This is a genomic window from Caenimonas sedimenti (assembly GCF_007833165.1).
Lineage (GTDB): Bacteria > Pseudomonadota > Gammaproteobacteria > Burkholderiales > Burkholderiaceae_C > Ramlibacter > Ramlibacter sedimenti.
Window position 1 is genome coordinate 17,875 of the sequence record NZ_VOBQ01000025.1, and the last position, 23,067, is coordinate 40,941.

Genomic DNA, 23,067 nt, shown 5'->3' on the forward strand with positions numbered 1-23,067 from the left:
GGTGCAGCATGGGCTACTTCCTCGCGTTCCTGCTCGCGGTGATGGCGTTCTCGCATTCGTCGATGGACGGGCTGCGGGCGCCGGCGGTGACCGTGGTCCAGGCGCCGGCAGCGGCCCCGCCGCCCGCGACCAAGGCACCCGCGCCCGCTCCTGCCGTCGCGAAGCAGACGCCTTCGGCCGAAGAAATCCTGGCCGCGCGGCAACTGGTCGTGCCAGTCCAGGGCATTCCCCGTTCGCGCCTGAAGGACACGTTCGACGAAGGACGCGGCAAGGGTCGGGCGCACCGGGCCATCGACATCATGGCGCCGTGGGGGACGCCCGTGCTTGCCGCCGACGATGGCCAGGTCACCAAGATCTCGAGCAACCGCGGCGGGGGGCTTTCCGTCTACCAGACGGATGCCAGCGGGCGCTTTCTCTACTACTACGCGCACCTCGCGGGCTACGCCGAGGGCCTGCATGACGGGCAACTGGTCCGCCGCGGCGAGGTCATCGGCTACGTGGGCGCCACCGGCAACGCACCGGACCACGCGCCCCACCTGCACTTCGCGGTCCAGTACGTGGAGAGCGGAAGCCGTTGGGCGAAACTCTGGGGCCGTGGCGAAGCGGTCAACCCTTACCTGGCGCTCGCGCTCGCGAATTGAGCGCGGCATAGGCCAGGCCCGCCGCGACGCCGCCGAACAGGTCGCCTTGCACCAGCGGCACCCCCGGCATCTGCGCGCCGAGGCGCTCCTGCAGGGTCCGCAGCGCCGACGATCCTCCGGTCAGGTAGATCACATCGATCTGCGCCCCCGCGCGGCGTACGCATTCCTGCGCGCAGGCCACGACTTTCGCGAGCAGCTCGTCCAACTCGGCGCCCATCTGTTGCGGCGTGAGCGACGCGGCCAGGCCGGCCTCGATCTCCTCCAGCGCGATGCGCGCCGCTGCGCCGTGCATCGAGCATTCGATCTTGGCCTGCTCCACCTCACTGGCCAGCCGGTGGCCCTGGCGTTGCCGCAGCACTTCCATCAGGCGATCGTGCAGCTGCAAATCGCTGTAGTCGGGACGCAAGGCCTGGATGCGGCTCACCACGCGCGGCGCGTACTGGAAGTTGATCAGGTGCCAGGTGGCGAGGTCCAGGAAGATGGCATTCGGGACTTCGCGCCCGCTGGGGCCGACGTGCCCGAACCCGAGCAGCGGCATCACGCGCGCCACATTCAGCTTGCGGTCGAAATCGGTGCCGCCGATGTGCACGCCCGCGGTGGCGAGAATGTCGGCGCTGCGATCCGCGTGGCGCACGCGGTCCGGGCCGAGCCGCACCACGGAGAAGTCCGAGGTGCCGCCGCCGACGTCGACGATCAGCGCGACGGCCTCCTGCGCGAGCCGCCGCTCGTAGTCGAAGGCGGCCGCGATGGGCTCCAGCTCAAACGCGACTTCCCGGAAGCCGGCCGCCAGTGCGGCTTGTTCCAGCCCCTGCTGCGCCTTGCGGTCACGCTCCGGCGCATCGTCGACGAAGTGCACCGGCCGGCCCAGCACCACGCGTTGACCAAGGCCGGGCACGCTGGCACGAGCGCGCTCGGCGAGCTCACCCAGGAAGCGAGCCACGATGTCCTGGTAGCGCTGCTCGCCCCAGCCGACGGCCGTGTGCTCCTGCATCAGGGCGCTGCCGAGCAGGCTCTTGAGCGAGCGCATCAGCCGGCCGTCGGTCCCGGCGAGGTAGAGGCTCATCGCATCGCGGCCGAAGTGCACGGTCTTGTCTTCGGCGTTGAAGAAGACCGCCGTGGGCAGCGTGGTGAACTCGCCTTCCAGCGGCAACAGGCGCGCGACGCCCCGCGCATCGACCGTGCCGGCGGCGGAATTGGAGGTGCCGAAATCGATGCCCAGCGCGGGCGCCGCCCGCGCGCTCAACGTGGCATGCTGTCCGCGAAGCTGGGGCGCTGCATCAGTTTCTCGTGCAGCTTCGCCAGGTTCGGGTGCTCCGGGCGCCAGTCGATCTCGGGGAAACGGAAATCGAGGTAGCCCAGCGCGCAGCCCACCGCGATGTCGCCCAGGCTCAAGTAGATGCCCGCGCAGAACGGCTTTTCGCCCAGGCCCTGGCTCATGGCCTTCAGGCTGGCGTGCGTCTTGGCGAGCTGCCGGTCGATCCAGGCCTGGCTGCGCTGCGCCTTGGTGCGCCCGCTCCAGTTGGCTTCCAGGCGGGCCAGGATCAGCGCGTCCAGCACGCCGTCGGCCAGCGCCTCCCAGGTCTTCACCTCGGCGCGCTCGCGGCCGACCGCGGGAATGAGCTTGCCCACGGGCGACAGCGTGTCCAGGTATTCGACGATCACGCGCGAATCGAACAGGGCCTCGCCGCCTTCCATCACCAGGCAAGGCACCTTGCCGAGCGGGTTGGATTGCATGATGGTGGTGTCGGCGGACCACACGTCTTCCTCGACGAACTGGTAGTCGAGCTTCTTCTCGGCCATGACGACGCGCACCTTGCGGACGTAGGGACTGGTGATGGCGCCGATCAACTTCATGGGTTCGCTCTTCGAGTTCTTCAGGGGACGATTCATTCTAGGGGAAGCTTTTTGCAGCGCTGTCGTGCTGTCGCGACACGCGCGCACGGCGAGCCGACGGAAGGCGCCGCCTACAATCCCGGCATGGCACTTTCCCCCATTTCCGCGCTGTCGCCGCTCGACGGGCGCTACGCGAACCGGCTGGCCCCGCTGCGCCCGCTGATGAGCGAACAGGGCTACATGCACAAGCGCGTGCAGGTCGAGATCTGCTGGTTCATCGCCCTGTCGGACGCCGGATTCTCCGAATTCAGGCCGCTTTCGCCGGGTGCGCGCACTTACCTGCTTGGGCTGGTCAAGAATTTCTCGGAGGCCGACGCGGCCGCGATCAAGGACATCGAGAAGACCACCAACCACGATGTGAAAGCGGTGGAGTACTGGATCAAGTCACGTTTCGAGGCCCGGCCTGAATTGAAGGCGGCCAGCGAGTTCGTGCACTTCGCCTGCACCAGCGAAGACATCAACAACACCAGCCATGCCCTGCAGCTGAAAGGCGCGCGGGAACTCGTGCTGCTGCCGGCGCTGGACGCCGTCATTGCGCGGCTGCGCGACATGGCCCATGCGCATGCCGCGGTGCCCATGCTCAGCCGCACGCACGGCCAGACCGCCAGCCCCACCACGGTGGGCAAGGAACTCGCCAACGTCGTCGTGCGACTGGCGGCGGCGCGCGAAAAGATCGCCGCCGTGCAGCTGCTCGGCAAGATGAACGGCGCCGTCGGCAACTACAACGCCCACCTCGCGGCCTGGCCCGACTTCGACTGGGAAGCCTTCAGCCGCAAGGTGGTGGAGAGCCACGAGCCGCTGGGCCTGGGCCTCACCTTCCAGCCCTACAGCATCCAGATCGAGCCGCACGACTACATGGCGGAGCTGTTCGACGCGGTGGCGCGGTGCAACACCATCCTCATCGATTTCAGCCGTGACGCCTGGGGCTACATCAGCCTCGGCTACTTCAAGCAGCGGCTGCGCGACGGCGAGATCGGGTCGTCCACCATGCCGCACAAGGTGAACCCGATCGACTTCGAGAACGCCGAAGGCAACCTCGGGCTGGCCAATGCGGTGCTGAAGCACCTGTCGGAAAAGCTGCCGGTCTCGCGCTGGCAGCGCGATTTGACCGATTCCACCGTGCTGCGCAACATGGGCGTGGCGCTCGGCTACGCGGTGCTGGCCTATCACTCGCTGGGCATCGGCCTGGGCAAGCTGGAGCTGAACGCCGAAGCGATCGAAGCCGACCTGGACCACTCGTGGGAAGTGCTGGCCGAACCGATCCAGACCGTGATGCGCCGCTATGGCGTGCAGGGCGCGTATGAGAAGCTGAAAGAAGTGACGCGCGGCAAGACCGTGGCGGCTGCTGATCTGCATGCGCTGATCTCGTCGCTGGAGATCCCGCAGGGAGAGAAGGATCGCTTGCTGGCGATGACGCCTGGCAGCTACATCGGCAAGGCAGCTGAACTCGCCAAGCGCGCTTAGGTCAGAAGCTCTTGGCCCTCAAGTCCACCATCTTCAAGGCGCAGCTCGCGGTCGCCGACATCGACCACGCCTACTACGCCGACCACGCGCTCACGCTCGCGCGCCATCCCAGCGAAACCGACGAACGCATGATGGTGCGGCTGGCGGCGTTGGCGCTGCATGCGCATGAACTCGACACGGTGTGCAATGGGGATGGCACGCTGGCCTTTGGCGCCGGCTTGTCCGACCCGGAGGATCCCGATGTGTCGTTGCGCGACTTCACGGGGCAGACGCGGCGCTGGATCGAAGTGGGGCAGCCGGATGACAGCGCGATCAGCAAGGCGTGCCGCAAGGCGGACCAGGTGGCGGTGTATTGCTTCCACCATGCGGCCGAGGTGTGGTGGCGCGGGATCGAGAACAAGCTGACGCGCCTGCACAACCTGCAGGTGTGGCGCATTCCGACCATTCCTTCGCAGGAGATTGCGCTGCTGGCGCAACGCAGCATGCAGTTGCAGGCGACGGTGCAGGAGGGGCAGTTGATGCTGGCGGATGCGACGCGGCATATCAATCTGGAGCCGGTGCGGTGGAAGTGATTTTGGCTGTCATCCCAGCGAAGGCTGGGATCCAGGGGGTAGAGGCCGTCACCCCCCACATCCAGTCATCCCGGGCTTGACCCGGGATCCATCCCCGCGTGGCACCTCGCGACCTTTCCCGCTCTACCGCGCGTAGCCTCCTTCGCCCCCTCCCCCACCCACCCCCGGCTCATACTGTGGCGGCTTGCGCTACGCCTCCGGCTCGCTCCAGCTTCGCTGCGATGTTCGGCCTGGGACCGGTCCGACAGAACTCACTGCGCGATCTGCTGATCGCTCCGTTCAGACAACTGCCGGAAGCATGATGACGATGCGCGCTACGCGCGCTCCGGCCCCAGACCGAACATCGCAGCCGCCCAGAAATCGCCGGGGGCGAGTGGAAGATGGGCCAAGGAGGGTCCAAGCGCGTGGGCTTGCCGGCCTCAACTCCTCTGTTAGGTCAAGGTGTCCATCAAAGTGAGGCAAGCTCCGCGTCCGTGTCCACTCGCTTGTGACAGCTCACGGCTCCGCCAACACCTTGTCCGTTGCGACCACCAAGGCCTTGAGGAATCGTATCGCCTTGTCTAGGTCTTCACGCTTTACCAAGTGGGGCGCAGGTGAACCTCCATTCATTGCCTTCGCTCGATGCACGGCGTCCCCGCGCTTGGAGATGAAGTCATCCAGCGTTTTCCGAGCGCTCGCGGGTTCGTAGTTCAGCCACTTCCATCCAGCGGTGACATCGACTTCCAAGTAGTCGGTGAAGAGTCGCTTGGTCTTTTCCGCTGTCGGATTGTGAAACCGCTTGAGTTCCTCCTCAAGCTTGCCAGATACGAACTTTCCAACAGGACTCCCCTCTAGGACCCGCAGACGCGCCTGAACGGCCTCCAGTACCCGGTCTTCGACATAGGTCTCCCAAGCGGTGAGGGCCATGACCAGGCCTGCGCGCTTCAAGACTTCCGCGTTCTCTGGCGAGCACTTGTGCACACTGTCAAAGTGAGCCAGGAGCGTTGAGGCGTCCTCAATGGACTTTTCGAAGGCGGCTGAGGCGCGTGACATAGGTTCCTGTGAGCTTTAATGCTGGAGTTGACCGGCGCGAAGTGGCATTGCGCCGCGAGACGTATGCTCCCGCGCACGGCTCGCGGCGCAATGCCGTTTCGTGTCCGCGTCGAACGACCTGTTAGAGGGCATAGCTCTCCTGATACACCGACTGAAAGGCGCGCCAGAACTGCAACATCTCTGGAAAGTACACATCGAGGTTCAACGTGGACATATATCGGCGGTTGCGAAGAGCCTCGTCCAAATTGGCGATCTCCAGATGCGGCAGGATAGCTTCGTCTTCTGCCTTCACCGGAAGCGACATCCGCATTTCAAAATGGTCTGTGTTGAAATTGAATTCTGCACTTGAAGGATCAGTTTTGATCTGATTCCTAAACTTCCTGATATGAAACACGTAGGAGGCGTTCATCTTGAGAAAGTCAAAGATCGGCTGCTTCATCTTGTCGTAGTCTCCGGCGAGAAGTCGCTTCAAGAACGGCACGAGATCACGAGCGGTTTGCGTCCCGCTCGAGGCGGTAGACGCGGCGATCCGCCCGAGATACGCGTCGAGCAACTCACGGCTCGGAAAGAGCAGTTCACGAATTGCGGCAAGCAGATTCACGTCGTTTCCAAAGCCTTTGAGGAGGAGCGCCGTGTGCTCATCAAGCGTCGATTCAAACGGCTTGCGTAGCGCGGCTGCCGAGAACTGGTACTGCGCAATTGAGCGTTCGATGCTGCGCATGCGGAGCGCAAACTTGTCGTGAAACTGCTCCGGACGCCCCAACTTCATGACTGCCCTCTAACGTAATGCAGACGGCGAGAAAAATGGCCATCCATGGACACAACCAGCCATTCATGGACTTTGTGACTAGATATGGCGTCCACATCTAGCCATTTCTCAAGTGTCTGCATCTGGCCATTTTGCAGCGGCCCGTCGCTCGTCGCGACAACTTTTCGAATGACGCAACCTCACCTCCTTCGCCCCCTCCCCCACCCGCCCCCGGCGATTTCTCGGGCGGCTGCGATGTTCGGTCTGGGGCCGGAGCGCGCGTAGCGCGCATCGTCATCATGCTTCCGGCAGTTGTCTGAACGGAGCGATCAGCAGATCGCGCGTGAGTTCTGCCGGACCGGCCCAGGCCGAACATCGGGGAAAGGAAGTCCGGGAGCTCTGGATCCCCGCCTTCGCGGGGATGACGGCCTTTGACCCCACGGCCTTGCCCTCAGCAGGAATGACAGCCCTCTATCCCCTGGATCCCAGCCTTCGCTGGGATGACAGACGGAGTCAAGGCATCGGCAACCCACACTTCCAGCACGACTCAAACCCACCCTCCACCAACTCTCCACACGCACACTGCCAGCGCCGCTGCGGCACATTCTTCAAATCATCCAGCAACGCCCGGGCCCGCGCCTCCTGCTCGTCATGCCGCAGCCAGATCTCCGGCAGGCACTGGTCGGGCGGTAACTCCCCCGCCGCACCCGACAGAAACTGCCGCTGCACCGACGCATCGATGCCGGCCTCCTGCAAGGTGTCGACCCAGAGCGCCGCGATCGCGAGATTGGGCGCCTGGGTCAGGCGGCGCATCAGGTCGACCCCTCGCTGGTGCCGCCGTTGCCGTCCCCGCCCGCCCGCTCCGCGTAGCGGTTGAACCGCCAGGCGTCGCCTTCCAGCGTGATGCGACGCCAGACATGGCGCTTCTCGGCCGGACTCATCTCGGTCCAGTGCTGGACCTCTTCGAAGCTGCGGCCGCAGCCCTTGCACTCCGGGTCGCCCTGGCTGGTGGAGCAGATGGCGATGCACGGCGTGTCGGGCTGGGTGTCGTACCAGGCTTTCCACGCGGCGTAGGCAGCCGGCGGGAAGCCCTTCTCTTCCGCCTCGTCTTCGCGATAGAAGACCATCAGCGCATACACCTCGGCGAGCGCGCGCAGCTCCGGCGCCAGCGTCACGCCGTCGGGCGAGGGCTTGCGTTCCCGCCAGAAATTGATGGCGGCTTCGATGTCGGTGATGTGGATTCCGGCCACGGGGCGGGGGATGCTTTCAGCCATGCGCTTGGCGGGGGGAGGGGCATGATATACGTGGTTTCCACTGGCAGGCTGGCGGCGGCTGTGGTCTAATCCACTCGCGAAGGGGAGTAGCTCCCTGATTGCGGCCTGCCGTCAATACGAAGCCTTTTGGCTTCCGGCTCGCCGGGCACCGGTCCATCAGCGGCCAGTGCCGAGCAAGACCTTCGAGACGGGCCCGGCGTGGGCTCGGATCGAAGCGCCGGCCTCCTCGCCACCCCCGCTTTGTTCTGCCTGCGCCCGGGTCTTGCCACGACTTGAACCCGGAGCTTTCGCATGGAATTCCTCTCTTCCGCCTGGTGGTCCGCCCTGCTGGCCATCATCCTCATCGACCTGGTGCTGGCCGGCGACAACGCCATCGTCATCGCGCTGGCCGCGCGCAACCTGCCGCCGCCGCTGCGCAAGAAGGCAGTGCTCTGGGGCACCGTGGGCGCCATCGCCGTGCGGTCCGTCATGACGCTGGGCGTGGTTTGGCTGCTGAAGATCCCCGGGCTGATGCTGGTCGGCGGCCTTGGCCTGCTGTGGGTCGCGTACAAGCTGCTGGCCGATGAAGGCGGCAACGACGACCATGGCCCGGCCGCCACGACCTTCTGGGGCGCAATGAAGACCATCGTGGTCGCGGACGCGCTGATGGGCGTGGACAACGTCCTGGCCGTCGCGGGCGCCTCGCATGGCGCCATGGACCTGGTGATCCTCGGCCTGCTGATCAGCGTGCCCATCGTCGTGTTCGGCAGCAACGTCGTGCTGAAACTGGTGGACCGCTTCCCCCTCATCATCCAGGCCGGCGCGGCCGTGCTCGCTTTCACTGCAGCCAAAATGATCATCGGAGAACCCCTGCTGGACGCGGTGTTCGATCCGCCCCAGACTGTGCACACGCTGGCGCGCTGGGGCACTTACGCGGCTTGCGTGGCTGGCGTGCTGGCCGCGGGCTGGTGGGCCGGGCGGATGCGCGCCGCACGGCCGGCGCCCGAAGCCGCCCCCTGAGCGCAGGAGAACGCATGCAGAAGGTCATCGTGTATCTGGACGATCCCGCCTACGCCCGGCAGCTGCTGCCGGCCGCCGACGGGGCCGGCACGCACTGGGTGCTGGTGGCCTGCGCGCCGCGCATGACCCATCGCATCAGCAAATGGGTCAGCCACTCGGCGCGCGAGAACTGGCGCTCCAGATGGGCCGACAAGCTGTTCGACCAGATCGTGCCGGGCCTGCGGGCGCGCGGCGACGACGTCACGCCCGTGCTCGCGCGCGGGCCGCTGCCGGATCTCACGCGCGACCTGATGGCCGAGCACGGCACGTCGCGCGTGCTCGACGTGCGCCGGCCCAAGCAGGAAACGCCCCCCGGGCCCGGCCTGCTGCCCCCGGGCGCGTTCATGGGCCTCGCGGCCCTCGTCTTCGCGCTGGACTGATCCCCTCCGGCCGCGGCCGCCCCGGCGGCAGGCCGGTGCTATCCTTCCCGCCCATGCTGAAGCTGCTTGCCAAATGGCTGCTCAGCGCCTCGGCGCTGCTGTTCGTTGCCTACCTGTACAGCGGGGTGCAGGTGCCCAACTTCACCTCGGCGTTGCTGGCAGCCTTTGTCATCGGCCTGCTCAACATCGTGGTGCGGCCCATCCTGGTGGTGCTCACGCTGCCGGTGACGATGCTGACGCTCGGGCTCTTCCTGTTCGTCATCAACGCCCTGGTGTTCTGGCTGGCCTCTTGGCTGCTCGACGCCTTCCAGGTGCGCGGTTTCGTTGGCGCGCTCGTGGGCTCGCTGCTCTACACGCTGATCGGCATCGTCATCGAGTCAGCGCTCGACCGCCTGTTCGCGAAGAAGTAGCTCCACCTGCCGGGTGCGGGTGTCGATGATCGACGCTTCGATGTGGTCGCCGCCAGCCGTGCCCTTGCGCACCATGTCCTGGGCGGCCTTGAAGCGGTCGAGCGCGGCCTGGTAGTCCAGGTGCGCCACCTGCGCCTCGGCTTCGGCGCGCACGGCGCGCAGCGGCTGCCCACGCGCCGCATACGCCGCCGCCAGCGCCTGCCAGGCGGCCGCATCGCGCGGCTGGGTGCTCACCCAGGTCTGCAGGCGGTCCACCGAATCCGCCGCCTTGCCCGTGAGCTGGCGCGCCTGCGCGGCCAGCAGGAGTTCGGGGCGCCGTGATGGCTCGGCGTCGAGCAGGCTGAGCGCACGCGCGCCGTCGCGCTGCGCCACCGCCACTTCGGCTTCGAGCAGGCGGGCGAGGCGTTGCGCGGGCGCGTCCTGGGCGACCAGCGCGTGCAGCCGCGTAAGCAGGCGGCTCGCCGCGGGCGCGTCACGCAGCTTCGAGGCCGCCAGCGCCGCCGCGTACAGGGCGCCGGCCTGGCGCGGCCGCGGCTGCGCGGCCAGCCCGGGCGAGTCGCCCTCGGCCATCAAGGCGCGCAGGCCATCGACGCCGGGGTTGGAAAGAACGCGCGCGCGCCCGGCGGCCATGGCGTGCTCGAAGGTGGGCGCCACCGGCGCGCGGCCCGCCAGTTGCTGGCGCGACTGCATTTCGGCGGCGCGCTCGGTGTTCATGGGGTGTGTGCGCAAGTACGGGAACGTCCCGGTGTCGTTCAACCGGGCCGCCTGCTGCAGCTTCTCGAACATGGTGACGAAGCCCTGTGGCTCGAACCCCGCCTGCGTGAGGATCCCCAGGCCGATGCGGTCGGCCTCGCGTTCCATGTCGCGCGAGAAGTTCAGCTGCGACTGCTGCGCCAGTGCCTGGCTGCCCGCGATCACGGCCTGGCCCGCCTGGGCGTTCTTGCTGGCGGCCAGCGCGCCCAGGATCATCGCCGCCATCACCAGCGGCGACGCGCGGTTCTGCTGCGTCACCAGCCGCGAGATGTGGCGCTGCGTCACGTGGCTGAGCTCGTGCGCCAGCACCGAGGCCAGCTCGTCGCGGTTGGCCGTGATGGCTACCAGGCCCAGGTGCAGCCCGAGCCACCCGCCCGGCAGGGCGAAGGCGTTGATGGTGCGGTCCTTGCCGAGCAGCACCGTCCAGGCGAAGCGCTCGCCGAGTTCGGGGGTGACGTCACCGCGGGCGCGCCCGGCCGCCAGCAGCGTCTGCCAGAGGCCTTGCACGTATTCCACGAGCACCGGGTCATCGATGTAATCGGGGTCGCGGTACAGCTCGCGCGCGATGCTCTCGCCCAGCTTGCGCTCGGCGCCGCTCGACATGTCGCTGCCGTCGCCCAGCGTGGGCAACTGGGCGGTGGCGGGCGCACCCAGGACGCAGAGCAGTCCGGCGAGCAGGGCGGCGCGCGAAGCGCGCAGTGGGTGGTTCAAAACGAGTCCAGGGGCACGAAACCGATGATCTCGGCCGTGCCGGCGTCGAGCAGGACGGTCCAGGCGGTGGCCTTGCGCGCAATCATAGGCAGGTAGACCGCTGAGGCAGCGTTCCGGTTCCCGCGTTGCAGCACGGCATCGACTTCCGCCGCCTGCGCCGGGAAGCGCGTCTTGAGCGTGCTCACCGGCTTGGCGGCTTGCAGGATCGCGGGCTTGGCCGCCTCATAGGTCTGCCACAGGTCGGGGCGGGCCGCCAGCGCGATGCCCTGCAGCGCGACCATGGTGGCGTCCATTTTTTCCTTTTCGTTACGAAATGGCCGCACGGCCAGCGGCGTCGGGCCGCCCAGCGGCATGGCCTCGATGCCGGCCGGCACCTGGTCCAGCAGATCGACCGGGATGTCGACCGCGTGCACGACACGGAAGCGTTCGATCTCGAACACCAGGTGCACCGGGCGGGCCAGATGGACCGTCCACAGGCCGTAGCCCAGGCCGGCCAGCTGCAGCAGGCCGACCACGGCCAGGTCACGGCGCAGGTGCGGCCAGCCTTTGGCGCGGTTGAAGATCGCGAACGTGATGAGCGGCCCCAGGATCACATCGACGGCCACGACCAGCAGGAACAGCTCGCGCCCGCCGGAGACCTCGCGGTACGGGTATGGGTACCAGAGCGCGAAGACCAGCAGGGCCGCCACCGCGGCCACGCCCAGGCTGATGCCGAAGTGGATCCCGGCGGCGCGCCCGCGCGCGCGCCAGTCGAAGCGCGACGTATGATGGTTCAAGGCAACACTCGGTTCTTCCATGAGCGGTTTGACTCACTTCGATGCACAGGGCCAGGCGCACATGGTCGATGTGGCCGGCAAGGCCGCCACCCATCGCGTCGCGGTGGCGGGCGGGCGAATCGAGATGCTAGCCGCAACGCTGGCTGTGATCCAGGGTGGCACGGCGAAGAAAGGCGACGTACTGGGCATCGCCCGCATCGCCGGCATCCAGGCGGCCAAGAAGACTTCGGACCTGATCCCCTTGTGCCACCCCCTGGCGCTGACGCGGGTGGCACTCGATTTCGCGGTGCATCCGCAGAACGGCGGCCGGCCGGCGCACGTCGCCTGCACGGCCACTGTCGAAACCATCGGCGCGACCGGCGTGGAAATGGAAGCGCTGACCGCCGTGCAGATCGCGCTGCTCACCATCTACGACATGTGCAAGGCCATCGACCGCGGCATGACCATCACGGACGTCAAGCTGCTGGAGAAGCACGGCGGCAAGTCGGGCAGCTACCGCAATCCATTACGCGACGCCCAGTCCGAATAAGCCTGGGGAAACGCGGCGCGGTAGCGCGCCAGGTGCAGCACGGCGCGGTCGTCCTCTCCCAGCATCGTCGCGCTCTCGATCGCCTTCTCGGCGATCTTGGGTTCGGGCGAGTAGTGCAGGACCGCCTCGGCGGTGTCCAGCGTCCACTGCGCGTTGTCGCGCGACAGCTGCGCGATGGTCAGCAGCGCGAACCGCGCCTGCTGGCTGAAGAGCCTCGATCGCGCGACGTGGTCCGCGGTGTCGTCGCGCCAGGGCGCCAGGCGCTCCTCCGCCGGCAGGTAGATCTGGCTCACGCGGCGGTAGTCCCAGAGGGCGTAGAGCAGGACCACGGCCGCGGCGGCGACGGCGCCGCGTGCCCAGGTCCGAGCCGGCGGGGCGGCTTCCGGCTGGCGGCCGGGCCAGAGCAGGCCGATGCACAGGCCGGCCGCGAGCTGGAAAGGGCCGTACCAGAGCGGATATTCGAGCAGGCTGTGGATGCCGATCAGGGCCAGCACCGCCCAGGCCAGCTGGCGCGCCGGATCCGCCTCGCGCCAGGGCGCGGCGCGCCACACGGCGACGCCCAGGGCCACCAGCGCGAGCAGCAAGGCGGGCAAGCCGAGTTCCACCGCCACGTGCAGCGGCAGGCTGTGCGCGTTGTCGAGGATGTCGCAGAAGCGCGCGCCCGCGTAGAGATTCACGAAATGGGCGTGATCGAGTTCGCCCCAGCCCCAACCCAGCCACGGCCGCTGCGCGACCAGTTCGCTGACGTTGGACCAGAGGACGCTGCGGCTGCTGCAGCTGGCGATTTCCGCCGTCCGCTCCCACAGGCGCGCGCGCAGCGGGCCGCCCGCCTGCACCAGGAGCAGCGGCAGCAGCAAGGCCGCCGCGGTGTAGCTGGCCAACGCCACGACCCCGGCGCGCACCGCCTTCAGGCGCGCGGGGCCCGGCCACAGCACGCCCAGCGCCGCCAGCAGCGCCAGCTGCAGCAGGCCGGTGCGCGAGGTCGTGGCCGCGTTGCCCACCGCGAGCAAGACGATGGCTGCCCACGCGAACCAGCGGCCCCGCCCCTCGCGCAGGAACCACCAGGCGGCCGCCGTGCCGATCACGGTGAGCGACGCGAACTGGTTGCGCTGGCGCAGGTTGGCATACGCCTCGCCGGCCGGCGACAGGCTGACCCAGGGCGCCAGCAGGGCGTCGGCGCCGAAGTACTGCAGCAGGGCGACCGCCGTGCTCGCGAACGCCGCGGCCAGCCAGGCGCCGGCGATCCAGTGCACGCGCCCGGCACGCGCCCATTCCACGGCCACGCCAGCCGCCAGCACCATCAGCAGCAAGCCGCCGGCCAAGGCGACCGTGTCGAGCGTCACCCCGGAACGCAGCACCGCCCATGCGGCGAACAGCGCCAGCCCGGCCCGCCAGGGGAACGCGACCGCCGCGCCGGCGAAGCGCCAGCGCAGCACGAGGACGCAGGCGAAGGTGACCAGCCATGGCTCGACCGCCGGCGACGGGCCGGGCGCGAAGGGATTCAGCCAGGGCAGGACCAGCAGCGCGCCGGCCGCAAGCGTGCGCACGGGTCCGGGCCAGGGCCGGCTCGGTTCATTCATGGGCGGATCAGCGGGCAGGCCGCGCGCGGTGGCAGGGCGCAGGCCCAGCACGAAGCACAATACGGGCGGGGAACGTGCGGCGCATGCGGCAAGCGTAACCCAAACCCGCAGGCCACCATCCCCAGCCCAGGAGCCCCGTCGAATGCGCGTCGCCGTCGTGATGTCCACCTACCAGGGCGAGCGCTACGTCGACGAGCAGGTGGCCTCCATCCTGGCGCAGCTGCCGCCAGACGGCTGGCTGATCGTGCGCGACGACGGCTCGCGCGACGGCACGGTGGCGCGCGTCGAGGCGCTCGCCGCCGCCGACCCGCGCATCCGGCTGCTGCGCGGCGAGAACCTCGGCTTCGCCCGCAGCTTCTTCGCGCTGCTCGCGAGCGTGCCGCCCGAGGCCGAGCTGGCGATGCTGGCCGACCAGGACGACGTGTGGCTGCCGGACAAGATCGAGCGCGCGGCGCGCGCCCTGCAGGGCCGCGCTGGGCCCACGCTCTATTTCTCGCGCCTGTGGCTGGTGGACGAATCGCTGCGCCGCTTCGGGGTCACGCTGGGCTGGCCGCGCGGCCCCTCCTTCGAGAACGCCCTGGCCGAGAACATCGTGACGGGCTGCACCATCGCGCTCAACCCGGCGGCCGTGCAACTGGTGCTGCGGCTGGGCGATGCGAGCCGCATCCACTTCCACGACTGGTGGATCTACCTGGTGGTGTCCGCGTTCGGCACCGTGGTGGCCGACCCCGAGCCGTCGGTCAACTACCGGCAGCATGGCGGCAACGTGGTGGGCCGCGGCTCCGGCTGGCGCCGCTACCTCGTGAACCTGCAATTCATCCGCCGCAGCAGCTGGGTGCATATCATGTACAACCAGCTTGAGAATTTCCGCGCCGCCCATGGCGCGAACCTTTCGCCCGCCCAGCGCACACTGATGGACCGTTACTTCGACCCCCGCAACGCCGCCTCCGTGCTGCGGCTGCTGCTGGTGCCGCGACGGCACCGCCAATTGCTGGCCGACGAGTTCCTGCTGCGCGGGCTCGTGCTGTGGGACGTGCTGAGCGGCCGCGGGCTGCTGCCCAAGGAAAAGAGAGCCCCATGACCCAGCGCCCGCCGATCTACGTCACGCGGCCCCACATGCCGCCCCTCGAGGACTTCGTGCCCTACCTGGAGCAGATCTGGGAAAGCCGCATCCTCACGAACGGCGGCCACTTCCACCAGGCGCTGGAGAAGGCGCTGTCCGAGCACCTGGGCGTGCCGCACCTGTCCCTGTTCACCAACGCGACCATCGGCCTCGTGACGGCGCTGCAGGCACTGCGCATCAACGGCGAGGTGATCACCACGCCCTACTCCTTCGTCGCCACCGCGCACTCGCTGCTGTGGAACGGGGTGAAGCCCGTTTTCGTGGACGTCGACGAGCGCTCGTTCAATATCGACCCGGCGAAGATCGAGGCGGCGATCACGCCGCAGACCACCGCCATCCTCGCGGTGCACGTCTACGGCCGGCCCTGCGAGGTCGAGGCGATCGAGCGCATCGCCGACAACTACAACCTGAAGGTGATCTACGACGCGGCGCATGCGTTCGGCGTGCGCCACAAGGGCGCCAGCGTGCTGCGCCACGGCGACCTGTCGGTGCTGAGCTTCCACGCGACCAAGGTCTTCAACACTTTCGAGGGCGGCGCGATCATCGCGCCCGACGCCAAGACCAAGCACCGCATCGACCACCTGAAGAACTTCGGGTTCGTGGATGAAACCATCGTGGTGGCCGCCGGCATCAACGGCAAGATGAGCGAGATCTGCGCCGCCTTCGGCCTGCTGCAACTGAAGGGCGTGGACGAGGCGCTGGCGCGGCGCGCGGCGATCGCGGCCCGCTACCGGGAACTGCTGGCCGACGTGCCGGGCATCGCCTGCGCCGAAGCCTGGCCCGATGCCACGCAGAACGACGCGTATTTCCCGATCCTGGTGGGCCCCGCCTACGGCATCGCGCGCGATGCGCTGTACGCGAAGCTGCGCGCGGAGGGCATCTTCACCCGGCGCTACTTCTACCCGCTGATCAGCGACTTCCCGATGTACCGGGGCCTGCCCTCCGCCGCGCGCGCCAACCTGCCGGTGGCCGCGCGCGTGGCCGACCAGGTGCTGTGCCTGCCGATCTACCCCGACCTGACGCTCGAACAGGTGGAGCGCATCGCCGCCCTGGTGCGCGGCCAGCAGCGCACGCCATGAAGCTCGCGCTGATGCAGCCGTACTTCTTTCCGTACCTGGGCTACTTCAGCCTCCTCGCCGCCGTGGACCGCTTCGTCTTCTACGACGAGGTGCAGTGGATCAAGAACGGCTGGGTCAACCGCAACCGGGTCCTGGTGGGCGGCGCGACGAGCTACCTGACGGTGCCCGTGCGTGATGCGGGGCCGTCCCGGACGATCGCCGAGGTGGAAGTGGCGAAGGATGCCGGCTGGCGCCGCAAGATGTTCGAGATGGTTCGCCACGCCTACCGGAAGGCGCCGTACTTCGCCCCCGTGCACGACCTGCTGCAGCAAGCGGTGCCGGAGGCGCAGCCCCATGTGTCCGCGATGGCCAAGGCCAGTGTCCGCCTGGTCGCCGGCTACCTGGCGCTGCCGGTGGAGCTGGTGGACGATCCGGGCCGCCAGGGCGAGCCCGGGTTGATCGGGCCGGAGCGCGTGCTCGGCGTGTGCCGTGACGAAAAGGCGACCGCGTACTGGAACCTTCCGGGCGGCAAGGCCTTGTACGACGCGGAGCGTTTCCAAGCGGCCGGTGTCGCGCTGCGCTTCGTCGAGCCGGTGCTCGAGCCGTACCCGCAGTTCGCGGCCGCGTTCGTGCCGGGCCTTTCCATGCTGGACGTCCTCATGCACAACTCGCCGCAGGAGGCCCGCAGGATGGCAGAGGCGGGGGTGCCGGCCTGATGGCCAGCGCCGTCCCGGAGGATGCGATCGGCGGCTACCTGCCGCTGGAACTGGGTGTCGGCGGCCCGGACCATCTTCCAGCCGGCGGACGCCGCTTCCAGTCCGGCCGCGGCGCGTTCCTCGCCCTGCTGCAGGCCGTGCGGCCCGCCGCCGTGTGGCTGCCGCACTACCTGTGCGACAGCATGGCGCAGCCCCTGGCGCAGGCCGGCCTCACGACCCGGCGTTACGGCCTCGATCCGGAGTTCCTGCCCGACGCGCCGCAGCGCCTGGCGCCGGACGAATTGCTCCTGCACGTGAACTACTTCGGGCTGCTCGGCGCGGTGCAGCAGCGGCTGCTGGAGAGATACGACCCCACCCAGCTCGTCTTCGACAATTCGCAGGCCTGGTTCGCGCCCACCAGGAGCGTGCTCGCCACGATCTACTCGCCGCGCAAGTTTCTCGGCCTGCCGGATGGGGGCATCCTCATCGCACCGCAAGTCGCCTTGCCGGAATTCGAGCGGGATGCCGGTTCTCTCGCGCGCTGCACCCATTTGCTGAAGCGCCACGCGGCAGGGGCCGAAAGCGGCTACGCCGACTTCGGGGCCGCCGAGGCGAGCCTCGACGGGCTCCCGCCCCTCGCGATGTCTGCCCTCACCGAACGCCTGCTGGAGGCGGCCGACGGCCGCCGGGTGCGAGAGCGGCGCCGTGAGAACTTTGCCTTGCTGGCCCAGGCGTTCGACAGCGTCAACGCGCTGCGCTGGTCCCTCACGGCCGACGACGTTCCACTTTGCTACCCGCTGCTGGCGGCGCGCGCGGGCGTTCGCGACGCGCTGCGGGCCCAGCGCATCTACACACCGTGCTACTGGCCCGAATTGCTCGATGGACGGCCCCTTCCCGCGCGCGAGATGGCGCTGGCGCAACGCCTCGTGGCGCTGCCCCTGGACCAGCGCTATGACGCCGCTACACTGTCCAGGCGCCTGCTGCCCGTGCTGCGGCCGCTGCTCGCCCCTTGAGCCCTGGATCAAGCCATGCAAAGCCCCCCCATCACCGTCCGCGAGCTGGAGCGGGCCGACCTGCCGCTGCTGAATCGCTGGCGCAACGATCCCGGGCAGATCGCGAACCTGGGCGCCGGTTTCCGCTTCGTGTCGCTCGAAGCGGAAAGCCGCTGGTTCGACGGTTACCAGGGTGCGCGCGCGAACAACGTGCGCCTGGCGGTCTGCGCGCCGGACGGCGCCATGATCGGTGTCGTGTACCTGCTGGACATCCACTGGGTCCATCGGGAAGCCGAGTTCGCCATCTGGATCGCCGAGCCCGCGTGGCGCGGGCGCTCGTGCGGCGCGCAGGCCACGCGGCTGGCCATCGCCCATGCCTTCGATGACCTCAACCTGCAGCGCCTGCGCCTCGCGGTCCTGCCGCACAACGAGGCGGCGCTGCGGCTGTACCGGCGCGTGGGTTTCCGCCAGGAGGGCCTGAGCCGCAAGGCGGCCTACAAGCAGGGCCAATGGCACGACGTCGTGCAGATGGGCCTCTTGCGCGACGAGTATGTCCCCGAAGCCGCCTGACTCCCGCGGCGCCACTTTCAAGCTCAACGTCGCCGCCAACTATGCGAGCCAGGCCTATGCGGGCCTGATCGGCCTGGTGATGGTGCCGGTGTACCTCCGGCTGATGTCCGGCGAAGCGTACGGGCTGGTCGGCTTCTTCGCCTTGCTCCAGGCCTGGGCGCAACTGCTCGATCTCGGCCTGTCGGCCACGGTGGCGCGCGAAGCCGCCCGCCATGCGGGAGGCGCGGGAGACAGCCACGGGTTCCGCTGCCTGCTGCGGGTTTTCGAATGGATGTTCTGGTTCACCGGCGCGCTGCTGGCCGTCCTTTTTGCGCTGGGCGCCGAGGCGGTCGCGAATTCCTGGCTGAACGTGCGCGCCTTGCCGGCGCAGGATGTGCGGGCCGCCCTGCAGGCCATGGGGCTCGCGGTGGCGCTGCGCTGGATCGCAGGGCTGTACCGCGGCGTCATCATGGGGATGGAGCGCCAGGTCTGGCTGAACGTCTTCAACGCCGCGGTGGTCAGCCTGCGTTTCGTGGGCGTGCTGCCGGTCCTGTGGTGGATGGACGCCTCGGTGATCGGCTTCTTCGTGTTCCAGGCCGTGGTCTCCGTGGCCGAACTCGCGGTCCTGACCATCACGGCCCTGCGGCTTGCGCCGGCTGACAGGAGCCGGCCCGTGCGGCCCGACTGGCCAGTCCTGGGGCCGGCCCTGCGATTCTCGGCCGGCATCGCTTTCGCCACCATCGTCTGGGTGGTCGTGACCCAGGCCGACAAGCTGGTGCTGTCGGCAACCATGCCGCTCGCGGAATACGGCTACTTCACGGCCGCCGTGACCGCGGCATCGGCGGCGAGCCTGCTGAGCGCCGCGGTCTCGCAGGCGATCCTGCCGCGGCTCACGCAGCTCGCCGCATCCGGGCAGGAAGGCGAGATCACCGCGTTGTACCGGCGCACCACGCGCCTCGTGATGGTGTTCGGCATGCCCCCCGCCCTGGGCCTGGTGTTCCTGGCGGAGCCGGTGTTGTGGGCCTGGACCGGGGACCGGTCCTTCGCCAGGGACTACGCGGCGGTACTCGCGCTCTACGCGGCGGGCAACGGCTTTCTCACGTTGACGGTCTTTCCCTACTATCTGCAATACGCGCGCGGCGACCTCCGCCTGCATGTGTGGGGCAACGCCTTGTTCGCCGCCGTCCTGGTTCCGGCGATCCTGTACGCCGCCACCGTGCACGGTGCCATGGGCACGGCGTGGGTCTGGGCCGGGGCGAACGCCGCGTTCTTCCTGCTCTGGACGCCGATCGTGCATCGCCGCTTCGCGCCCGGCGTGCACGAAGCATGGCTCGTGCAGGACATCCTGCGGCCGATCGCATTGCCCCTCGCGATGGGCGCCGCGGCGGCATGGGCGATCCCGCCGGACGCCGGGCGCATGGCCGCGGCCACCGCCGTCGCACTGGCCTGCAGCCTCATGTGCGGCGCCGCGGGGGCCGTGTCCGGCATGGGGCGGCGGCTGGAAAGTCCTCCTCTTTACAGCCAGGACGAGGGTCGGCTACCCTAAGCCTCAATGAATGCTCCAACCGGACCGGCCGGCTTTGCCGCGGCCATGCAGGACAAGGGCTGGTGGGTCGCGCGCGATGCGATTGCACCGGGTGTGCTCGATGCGGTGTGCGAGCAATTGGCCCCCGCGCTCGCCCGCCGCGACCGCATCCGGGCCCGCAACGGTGTCGAGGGGAGCAACGACGGCACCTTGCATCACCTGCTCGGCGATGGTCCCGAGTTCATCGATCTCCTGCGCACGCTCGAGCACTTCTCGGCCGAGCTCGACTGGTTCTTCGAGGGCAAGTACATCCTGAATTCCTACGGCGGGGTGATCAACGAGAAGGACACGGCGGCGTACGTCCACCAGGTGCACCGCGACATCCGCTTCTCGAGCACCGCGCGCCGCTTCATGCTGAATCTGCTGGTGATGCTGGATGATTTCACGCCGGAGAACGGCGCGACCTGGATCCTGAGCGGTTCACAGGGGCGCGCGCAGAAGCCGGAGCAGGCCGAGTTCCTGGCCGGCGCCGAACGCGCGACCGGCACCCGGGGCTCCATCCTTTTCTTCGACTCCCGGATCTGGCATGCCGCCGGGCACAACACCACGGCGGCACCGCGCCGTGCGCTGACCATCACGCTCACGAGCCCCTTTTTCAAGCAGCAGCTCGACTACCCCAGGTTGCTGGGCGACGACCACGAGGCTTTGCGCGAGCCGTTCCTGCGCCAACTGGTGGGCTACAACGCCCGGGTGCCGGCTTCCCTCGACGATTATTATGTGCCGGTCGCCCGACGGCACTACCAGCGGGGACAGGACGACTGACATGGAACGTGACTACGACACCGAGGCGCGCGACCACCCGGAGCACCGCTACGCGTACGATTTCGACTACCGGATGCACCGCTACATGATGCGGGCCTTCGGGCCGTTGGCGATGGATGGCCCGGCACTGGAACTGGGTTGCTACCACGGGCACTTCACGCGGCTGCTGTGCGAGCGCTTCACCGACGTCGATGTCGTGGAGGCCTCCGCCGAATGCATCACGCAGGCGCGCGAGGCCACGCAGGGCCGGGCGCAATTCACGCACGCCCGCTTCGAGGAATTCACCCCGTCGCGGGCCTACGCCAACATCTTCCTGATCCACACGCTGGAGCACCTGGACGAGCGGGCCGCCATGCTGGCGCGGATCGGCGGCTGGCTGGCCCCCGGCGGCCGCCTGTTCGTGGCGACGCCCAACGCGCATGCGGGGTCGCGCCAGATCGCCGTGAAGATGGGGCTGATCACGCACGCAGCCGCCGTGACGCCGGCGGAACTCGCCCATGGCCATCGCGTGACCTATTCGCTCGACACCCTGCACGCGGACATCCGCGCGGCCGGCCTGCGCAGCGTGTGGCATGGGGGCCTCTTCTTCAAGGGGCTGGCGAATTTCCAGATCGATGCCGCGCTGAAGGCCGGCGTCATCTCCGACGCCTATCTCGACGGCTGCTACGAGCTGGGCCACACCTACCCGGACCTCTGCTCCAGCATCTACCACGTGTGCGCGCGGCCGGCGGCCTAGACGCGGGCGTGCACCGCCAGCCGCTCCGGCAGCCCGGCGGCGCGCCAGGCGTAGCGCTGGATGGCTGCCGCGCCAAGCCGCGCCAGGACCGGGCCCGCGCGGGCCATCAGTACGGCCTTTGAACAACCAGCCGCCTGCGCCAGTTCCTGGTCCAGTGCCGGGTTCGGGCCAGCCTTGCCCTGCACACGCGCGACCAGCACCTCGGCGAAGAAGTGCGTGGCGGCCTCCCTGCGCAAGGGCGCGTCGAGGTGCGCCCCCGCTTCCCGCAATGCGGCCCAAAGAAGTTGCTGCACGAACTCGTAGCGAGTTCGCACCGTGGAGGTCGGCGTGCCGACGCGGTAGACCGCCAGCGCACGGTCGATGAAACCGAGCGGGCCGAGCCGCGCGAAGGCCAGGTGGATCGCATAGTCGATCACCGGTGGCGGCGGCGCCGTGAAGACTTCCCGGTGAGCGGCGCGGTACATCATCGAGCTGTGCATGAGGTAGTTGCCCCGGGCGGCCACGTAGCCGAGCGGCATCCGGGCGGGGTGCGCATTCGTGAAGGGCCCGAGCAGGCGGCCGGCGGCGTCGAGGGCCACCGCGTTGGTGTAGACCGCCGGGCAGTCTGCATGCGCCAGAAGGAAGTCGACCTGGGCGCGCAGCTTGCCGGGCAGCCATGCATCGTCACCGTCGAGATGCGCGATGAAGTCGCCCGTGGCGCGTCGCACCAGGTCCTGGTAGTTCTCGGTGCCACCGATGTTGCCGGTCCGCAGGACGGGCAGGAAGCGCCCCGGAAATCGATCGGCCAACGCCGCCACGATTTCCCGGGTCCCATCCGAGGAGCCGTCGTCGCCGACGAGCACCTCGACGCCGGCATCGTCCTGCGCGAGGACGCTGAGCACGGAGTCGGCGATGAAGGGAGCCTGGTTGTAGGTCGCGATGCAGACGCTGACGCGGGGCCGCGCCAGTTTCATCGCGCCTCCGGTTTGCGAAAGAGGATGAACGGTTCGCGCGCGTTGACACCGTACCGTGCGGGGTCGACTCCCGGCAGCACCTGCTCGTGGGCTGCGGTGTGGTCGACCAGCCCCACGGCCGCGAAGCGGCGGAAGATGTCACGCCCGTACAGGCGGACGTGATCCTCCTGGCCGTAGGCCTGCAGCCGGGCCTCGGGTGCGCGGATGCCGGGGTCCTCGAAGGTGGATTCGAGCATGGGCGAGTAGGGTGTCTGCAGGATGGCGTAGCCGCCGGGCTTCAGGACCCGCGCCAGCTCGCGCAATGCGGCGGCATCGTCGCCCACGTGCTCCATGACGTGATTGACGATGGCGAGGTCGAAGCTGGCCTCTAGATACGGGATCTGCTGCAGGTCGATGCGCTCGATCTCCGCGGAGGAAGGCGCGATGTCACCGCGAACATAGCGCGCCGGCTGCCTTTCGGCGATGAGGCGCGCGAGGTGCGGCTCCGGCGCCATGTGCAGGATGTGCCAATGGGCGAGCCGTTCCAGGAAGCCCGCGGCGCGAAGGTAGAGCACCAGGTGGCGCTCGCGATCGTGCGAAAGGCAGTGCGGGCAGCTGAAATGCGCGATGTCGCTGCCGACCACCTCGAGCGCCTGCATGAGACCGGGCAGCCGGAAGGGCCGCAGGCCGCTCGACATGTAAGGCAGGAACCGGGCGAGGCGCTTGCCGCACACCACGCATTCGCGCGCGCCCGGCCAACCCAGCAGAGCACGCCCCAAGCCGCCGACGGCTTTGCGCAGCAGCTTCATGCCCATCCCGCCACGGCCAGGGCCA

The 23,067-nt window shown here is 68.6% G+C and carries 26 protein-coding genes; 15 read left to right on the top strand and 11 right to left on the bottom strand.

The features are described 5' to 3' along the window. Positions 1–8 precede the first annotated feature (8 nt). On the top strand, positions 9–641 hold the full coding sequence (locus FN976_RS26310) for a M23 family metallopeptidase (RefSeq protein ID WP_145896590.1): 633 nt from the start codon (positions 9–11) through the stop codon (positions 639–641). Here FN976_RS26310 and FN976_RS26315 read toward each other — a convergent pair. Together FN976_RS26315 and FN976_RS26320 are read right to left on the bottom strand one after the other, a co-directional pair. Further along, the gene (locus FN976_RS26315; protein ID WP_145896592.1) at positions 607–1,884 is read right to left on the bottom strand and encodes an Hsp70 family protein; all 1,278 of its coding nucleotides are present in this window, start codon (positions 1,882–1,884) and stop codon (positions 607–609) included. The genes FN976_RS26310 and FN976_RS26315 overlap by 35 nt on opposite strands. Further along, complete coding sequence (locus FN976_RS26320; RefSeq protein WP_145896695.1) at positions 1,881–2,495, bottom strand: glutathione S-transferase N-terminal domain-containing protein; 615 nt, start codon at positions 2,493–2,495, stop codon at positions 1,881–1,883. Before FN976_RS26320 ends, FN976_RS26315 begins: the two co-directional genes overlap by 4 nt. 123 nt (positions 2,496–2,618) lie before the next feature. On the opposite strand from FN976_RS26320, the gene purB reads away from it, so the two are divergent. Together purB and FN976_RS26330 are read left to right on the top strand one after the other, a co-directional pair. Then, complete coding sequence (gene purB / locus FN976_RS26325; protein ID WP_145896594.1) at positions 2,619–3,998, top strand: adenylosuccinate lyase; 1,380 nt, start codon at positions 2,619–2,621, stop codon at positions 3,996–3,998. Between the two features lie 11 nt (positions 3,999–4,009). Then, positions 4,010–4,570, top strand: coding sequence for a YaeQ family protein (locus FN976_RS26330; RefSeq protein ID WP_145896596.1), 561 nt, complete (start codon positions 4,010–4,012; stop codon positions 4,568–4,570). Positions 4,571–5,065: 495 nt separating this feature from the next. On the opposite strand, the gene FN976_RS26335 is transcribed toward FN976_RS26330, so the two are convergent. The 4 genes from FN976_RS26335 to FN976_RS26350 form a co-directional block, all read right to left on the bottom strand. Beyond that, positions 5,066–5,602 carry a HEPN domain-containing protein gene (locus tag FN976_RS26335; RefSeq protein WP_145896599.1) on the bottom strand — a complete coding sequence of 179 codons (537 nt, stop codon included), beginning with the start codon at positions 5,600–5,602 and terminating at the stop codon, positions 5,066–5,068. A gap of 121 nt (positions 5,603–5,723) precedes the next feature. Then, positions 5,724–6,371 carry a hypothetical protein gene (locus FN976_RS26340; protein WP_145896601.1) on the bottom strand — a complete coding sequence of 216 codons (648 nt, stop codon included), beginning with the start codon at positions 6,369–6,371 and terminating at the stop codon, positions 5,724–5,726. Positions 6,372–6,863: 492 nt separating this feature from the next. Beyond that, complete coding sequence (locus FN976_RS26345) at positions 6,864–7,163, bottom strand: putative signal transducing protein (RefSeq protein WP_145896603.1); 300 nt, start codon at positions 7,161–7,163, stop codon at positions 6,864–6,866. Further along, a complete protein-coding gene (locus tag FN976_RS26350; RefSeq protein ID WP_145896605.1) occupies positions 7,163–7,600 on the bottom strand; it encodes a DUF3717 domain-containing protein in 438 nt (145 codons plus the stop codon). The genes FN976_RS26345 and FN976_RS26350 overlap by 1 nt, the downstream gene beginning before the upstream one ends. A 315-nt stretch (positions 7,601–7,915) precedes the next feature. Between FN976_RS26350 and FN976_RS26355 the strand changes: the two genes are divergently transcribed. The 3 genes from FN976_RS26355 to FN976_RS26365 are packed head-to-tail and all read left to right on the top strand — an operon-like array spanning position 7,916 to position 9,452. Beyond that, on the top strand, positions 7,916–8,623 hold the full coding sequence (locus FN976_RS26355; RefSeq protein ID WP_145896607.1) for a TerC family protein: 708 nt from the start codon (positions 7,916–7,918) through the stop codon (positions 8,621–8,623). Between the two features lie 14 nt (positions 8,624–8,637). Next, the gene (locus tag FN976_RS26360; RefSeq protein ID WP_145896609.1) at positions 8,638–9,042 is read left to right on the top strand and encodes a hypothetical protein; all 405 of its coding nucleotides are present in this window, start codon (positions 8,638–8,640) and stop codon (positions 9,040–9,042) included. 53 nt (positions 9,043–9,095) lie between these two features. Next, positions 9,096–9,452: a phage holin family protein gene (locus FN976_RS26365; protein ID WP_432417893.1), complete on the top strand. Its 357-nt coding sequence runs from the start codon at positions 9,096–9,098 to the stop codon at positions 9,450–9,452. Here FN976_RS26365 and FN976_RS26370 read toward each other — a convergent pair. Further along, positions 9,420–10,916 (bottom strand): M48 family metalloprotease, encoded by a 1,497-nt coding sequence (locus FN976_RS26370; RefSeq protein ID WP_489885987.1) that lies wholly within the window; start codon positions 10,914–10,916, stop codon positions 9,420–9,422. The genes FN976_RS26365 and FN976_RS26370 overlap by 33 nt on opposite strands. Then, positions 10,913–11,692, bottom strand: a complete 780-nt coding sequence (gene tfpZ, locus FN976_RS26375) for a TfpX/TfpZ family type IV pilin accessory protein (RefSeq protein ID WP_349291425.1) — start codon at positions 11,690–11,692, stop codon at positions 10,913–10,915. Before tfpZ ends, FN976_RS26370 begins: the two co-directional genes overlap by 4 nt. A gap of 19 nt (positions 11,693–11,711) precedes the next feature. On the opposite strand from tfpZ, the gene moaC reads away from it, so the two are divergent. Next, positions 11,712–12,221 carry a cyclic pyranopterin monophosphate synthase MoaC gene (moaC, locus tag FN976_RS26380; protein WP_145896613.1) on the top strand — a complete coding sequence of 170 codons (510 nt, stop codon included), beginning with the start codon at positions 11,712–11,714 and terminating at the stop codon, positions 12,219–12,221. Here moaC and FN976_RS26385 read toward each other — a convergent pair. Beyond that, positions 12,185–13,801 carry a PglL family O-oligosaccharyltransferase gene (locus tag FN976_RS26385; RefSeq protein WP_145896615.1) on the bottom strand — a complete coding sequence of 539 codons (1,617 nt, stop codon included), beginning with the start codon at positions 13,799–13,801 and terminating at the stop codon, positions 12,185–12,187. The genes moaC and FN976_RS26385 overlap by 37 nt on opposite strands. A 142-nt stretch (positions 13,802–13,943) precedes the next feature. Here FN976_RS26385 and FN976_RS26390 point away from each other — a divergent pair, with 142 nt between their 5' ends. The 8 genes from FN976_RS26390 to FN976_RS26425 are packed head-to-tail and all read left to right on the top strand — an operon-like array spanning position 13,944 to position 21,301. After that, positions 13,944–14,882 carry a glycosyltransferase family 2 protein gene (locus FN976_RS26390; protein WP_186511210.1) on the top strand — a complete coding sequence of 313 codons (939 nt, stop codon included), beginning with the start codon at positions 13,944–13,946 and terminating at the stop codon, positions 14,880–14,882. After that, a complete protein-coding gene (locus FN976_RS26395) occupies positions 14,879–16,003 on the top strand; it encodes a DegT/DnrJ/EryC1/StrS family aminotransferase (protein ID WP_145896619.1) in 1,125 nt (374 codons plus the stop codon). Before FN976_RS26390 ends, FN976_RS26395 begins: the two co-directional genes overlap by 4 nt. Further along, positions 16,000–16,698 (top strand): WbqC family protein, encoded by a 699-nt coding sequence (locus tag FN976_RS26400; RefSeq protein WP_145896621.1) that lies wholly within the window; start codon positions 16,000–16,002, stop codon positions 16,696–16,698. The genes FN976_RS26395 and FN976_RS26400 overlap by 4 nt, the downstream gene beginning before the upstream one ends. Then, positions 16,698–17,690: a hypothetical protein gene (locus FN976_RS26405; RefSeq protein WP_145896623.1), complete on the top strand. Its 993-nt coding sequence runs from the start codon at positions 16,698–16,700 to the stop codon at positions 17,688–17,690. The genes FN976_RS26400 and FN976_RS26405 overlap by 1 nt, the downstream gene beginning before the upstream one ends. Positions 17,691–17,705: 15 nt before the next feature. Further along, positions 17,706–18,239, top strand: a complete 534-nt coding sequence (locus FN976_RS26410) for a GNAT family N-acetyltransferase (RefSeq protein WP_145896625.1) — start codon at positions 17,706–17,708, stop codon at positions 18,237–18,239. Next, the gene (locus FN976_RS26415; protein WP_145896627.1) at positions 18,220–19,764 is read left to right on the top strand and encodes a lipopolysaccharide biosynthesis protein; all 1,545 of its coding nucleotides are present in this window, start codon (positions 18,220–18,222) and stop codon (positions 19,762–19,764) included. The genes FN976_RS26410 and FN976_RS26415 overlap by 20 nt, the downstream gene beginning before the upstream one ends. 6 nt (positions 19,765–19,770) lie before the next feature. Next, entirely contained in the window at positions 19,771–20,565 is a 795-nt protein-coding gene (locus tag FN976_RS26420) for a phytanoyl-CoA dioxygenase family protein (RefSeq protein WP_255440863.1), read from the top strand. 1 nt (position 20,566) lies between these two features. Then, entirely contained in the window at positions 20,567–21,301 is a 735-nt protein-coding gene (locus FN976_RS26425; RefSeq protein ID WP_145896629.1) for a class I SAM-dependent methyltransferase, read from the top strand. Here the strand turns inward: FN976_RS26425 and FN976_RS26430 are convergent. Then, the gene (locus tag FN976_RS26430; protein WP_145896631.1) at positions 21,298–22,254 is read right to left on the bottom strand and encodes a glycosyltransferase; all 957 of its coding nucleotides are present in this window, start codon (positions 22,252–22,254) and stop codon (positions 21,298–21,300) included. The genes FN976_RS26425 and FN976_RS26430 overlap by 4 nt on opposite strands. After that, positions 22,251–23,042, bottom strand: a complete 792-nt coding sequence (locus FN976_RS26435; RefSeq protein ID WP_222432889.1) for a class I SAM-dependent methyltransferase — start codon at positions 23,040–23,042, stop codon at positions 22,251–22,253. Before FN976_RS26435 ends, FN976_RS26430 begins: the two co-directional genes overlap by 4 nt. Between the last annotated feature and the right edge of the window lie 25 nt (positions 23,043–23,067).

What these genes read in the sequence shown, in the direction of transcription:
- FN976_RS26310 (WP_145896590.1), top strand. Translation starts at nt 9, where the DNA reads ATGGGCTACTTCCTCGCGTTCCTGCTCGCGGTGATGGCGTTCTCGCAT.
- FN976_RS26320 (WP_145896695.1), bottom strand. Translation starts at nt 2,495, where the DNA reads ATGAAGTTGATCGGCGCCATCACCAGTCCCTACGTCCGCAAGGTGCGC.
- purB (WP_145896594.1), top strand. Translation starts at nt 2,619, where the DNA reads ATGGCACTTTCCCCCATTTCCGCGCTGTCGCCGCTCGACGGGCGCTAC.
- FN976_RS26335 (WP_145896599.1), bottom strand. Translation starts at nt 5,602, where the DNA reads ATGTCACGCGCCTCAGCCGCCTTCGAAAAGTCCATTGAGGACGCCTCA.
- FN976_RS26340 (WP_145896601.1), bottom strand. Translation starts at nt 6,371, where the DNA reads ATGAAGTTGGGGCGTCCGGAGCAGTTTCACGACAAGTTTGCGCTCCGC.
- FN976_RS26345 (WP_145896603.1), bottom strand. Translation starts at nt 7,163, where the DNA reads ATGCGCCGCCTGACCCAGGCGCCCAATCTCGCGATCGCGGCGCTCTGG.
- FN976_RS26355 (WP_145896607.1), top strand. Translation starts at nt 7,916, where the DNA reads ATGGAATTCCTCTCTTCCGCCTGGTGGTCCGCCCTGCTGGCCATCATC.
- FN976_RS26360 (WP_145896609.1), top strand. Translation starts at nt 8,638, where the DNA reads ATGCAGAAGGTCATCGTGTATCTGGACGATCCCGCCTACGCCCGGCAG.
- FN976_RS26365 (WP_432417893.1), top strand. Translation starts at nt 9,096, where the DNA reads ATGCTGAAGCTGCTTGCCAAATGGCTGCTCAGCGCCTCGGCGCTGCTG.
- moaC (WP_145896613.1), top strand. Translation starts at nt 11,712, where the DNA reads ATGAGCGGTTTGACTCACTTCGATGCACAGGGCCAGGCGCACATGGTC.
- FN976_RS26385 (WP_145896615.1), bottom strand. Translation starts at nt 13,801, where the DNA reads ATGAATGAACCGAGCCGGCCCTGGCCCGGACCCGTGCGCACGCTTGCG.
- FN976_RS26390 (WP_186511210.1), top strand. Translation starts at nt 13,944, where the DNA reads ATGCGCGTCGCCGTCGTGATGTCCACCTACCAGGGCGAGCGCTACGTC.
- FN976_RS26395 (WP_145896619.1), top strand. Translation starts at nt 14,879, where the DNA reads ATGACCCAGCGCCCGCCGATCTACGTCACGCGGCCCCACATGCCGCCC.
- FN976_RS26400 (WP_145896621.1), top strand. Translation starts at nt 16,000, where the DNA reads ATGAAGCTCGCGCTGATGCAGCCGTACTTCTTTCCGTACCTGGGCTAC.
- FN976_RS26405 (WP_145896623.1), top strand. Translation starts at nt 16,698, where the DNA reads ATGGCCAGCGCCGTCCCGGAGGATGCGATCGGCGGCTACCTGCCGCTG.
- FN976_RS26410 (WP_145896625.1), top strand. Translation starts at nt 17,706, where the DNA reads ATGCAAAGCCCCCCCATCACCGTCCGCGAGCTGGAGCGGGCCGACCTG.
- FN976_RS26415 (WP_145896627.1), top strand. Translation starts at nt 18,220, where the DNA reads ATGTCCCCGAAGCCGCCTGACTCCCGCGGCGCCACTTTCAAGCTCAAC.
- FN976_RS26420 (WP_255440863.1), top strand. Translation starts at nt 19,771, where the DNA reads ATGAATGCTCCAACCGGACCGGCCGGCTTTGCCGCGGCCATGCAGGAC.
- FN976_RS26425 (WP_145896629.1), top strand. Translation starts at nt 20,567, where the DNA reads ATGGAACGTGACTACGACACCGAGGCGCGCGACCACCCGGAGCACCGC.
- FN976_RS26430 (WP_145896631.1), bottom strand. Translation starts at nt 22,254, where the DNA reads ATGAAACTGGCGCGGCCCCGCGTCAGCGTCTGCATCGCGACCTACAAC.
- FN976_RS26435 (WP_222432889.1), bottom strand. Translation starts at nt 23,042, where the DNA reads ATGAAGCTGCTGCGCAAAGCCGTCGGCGGCTTGGGGCGTGCTCTGCTG.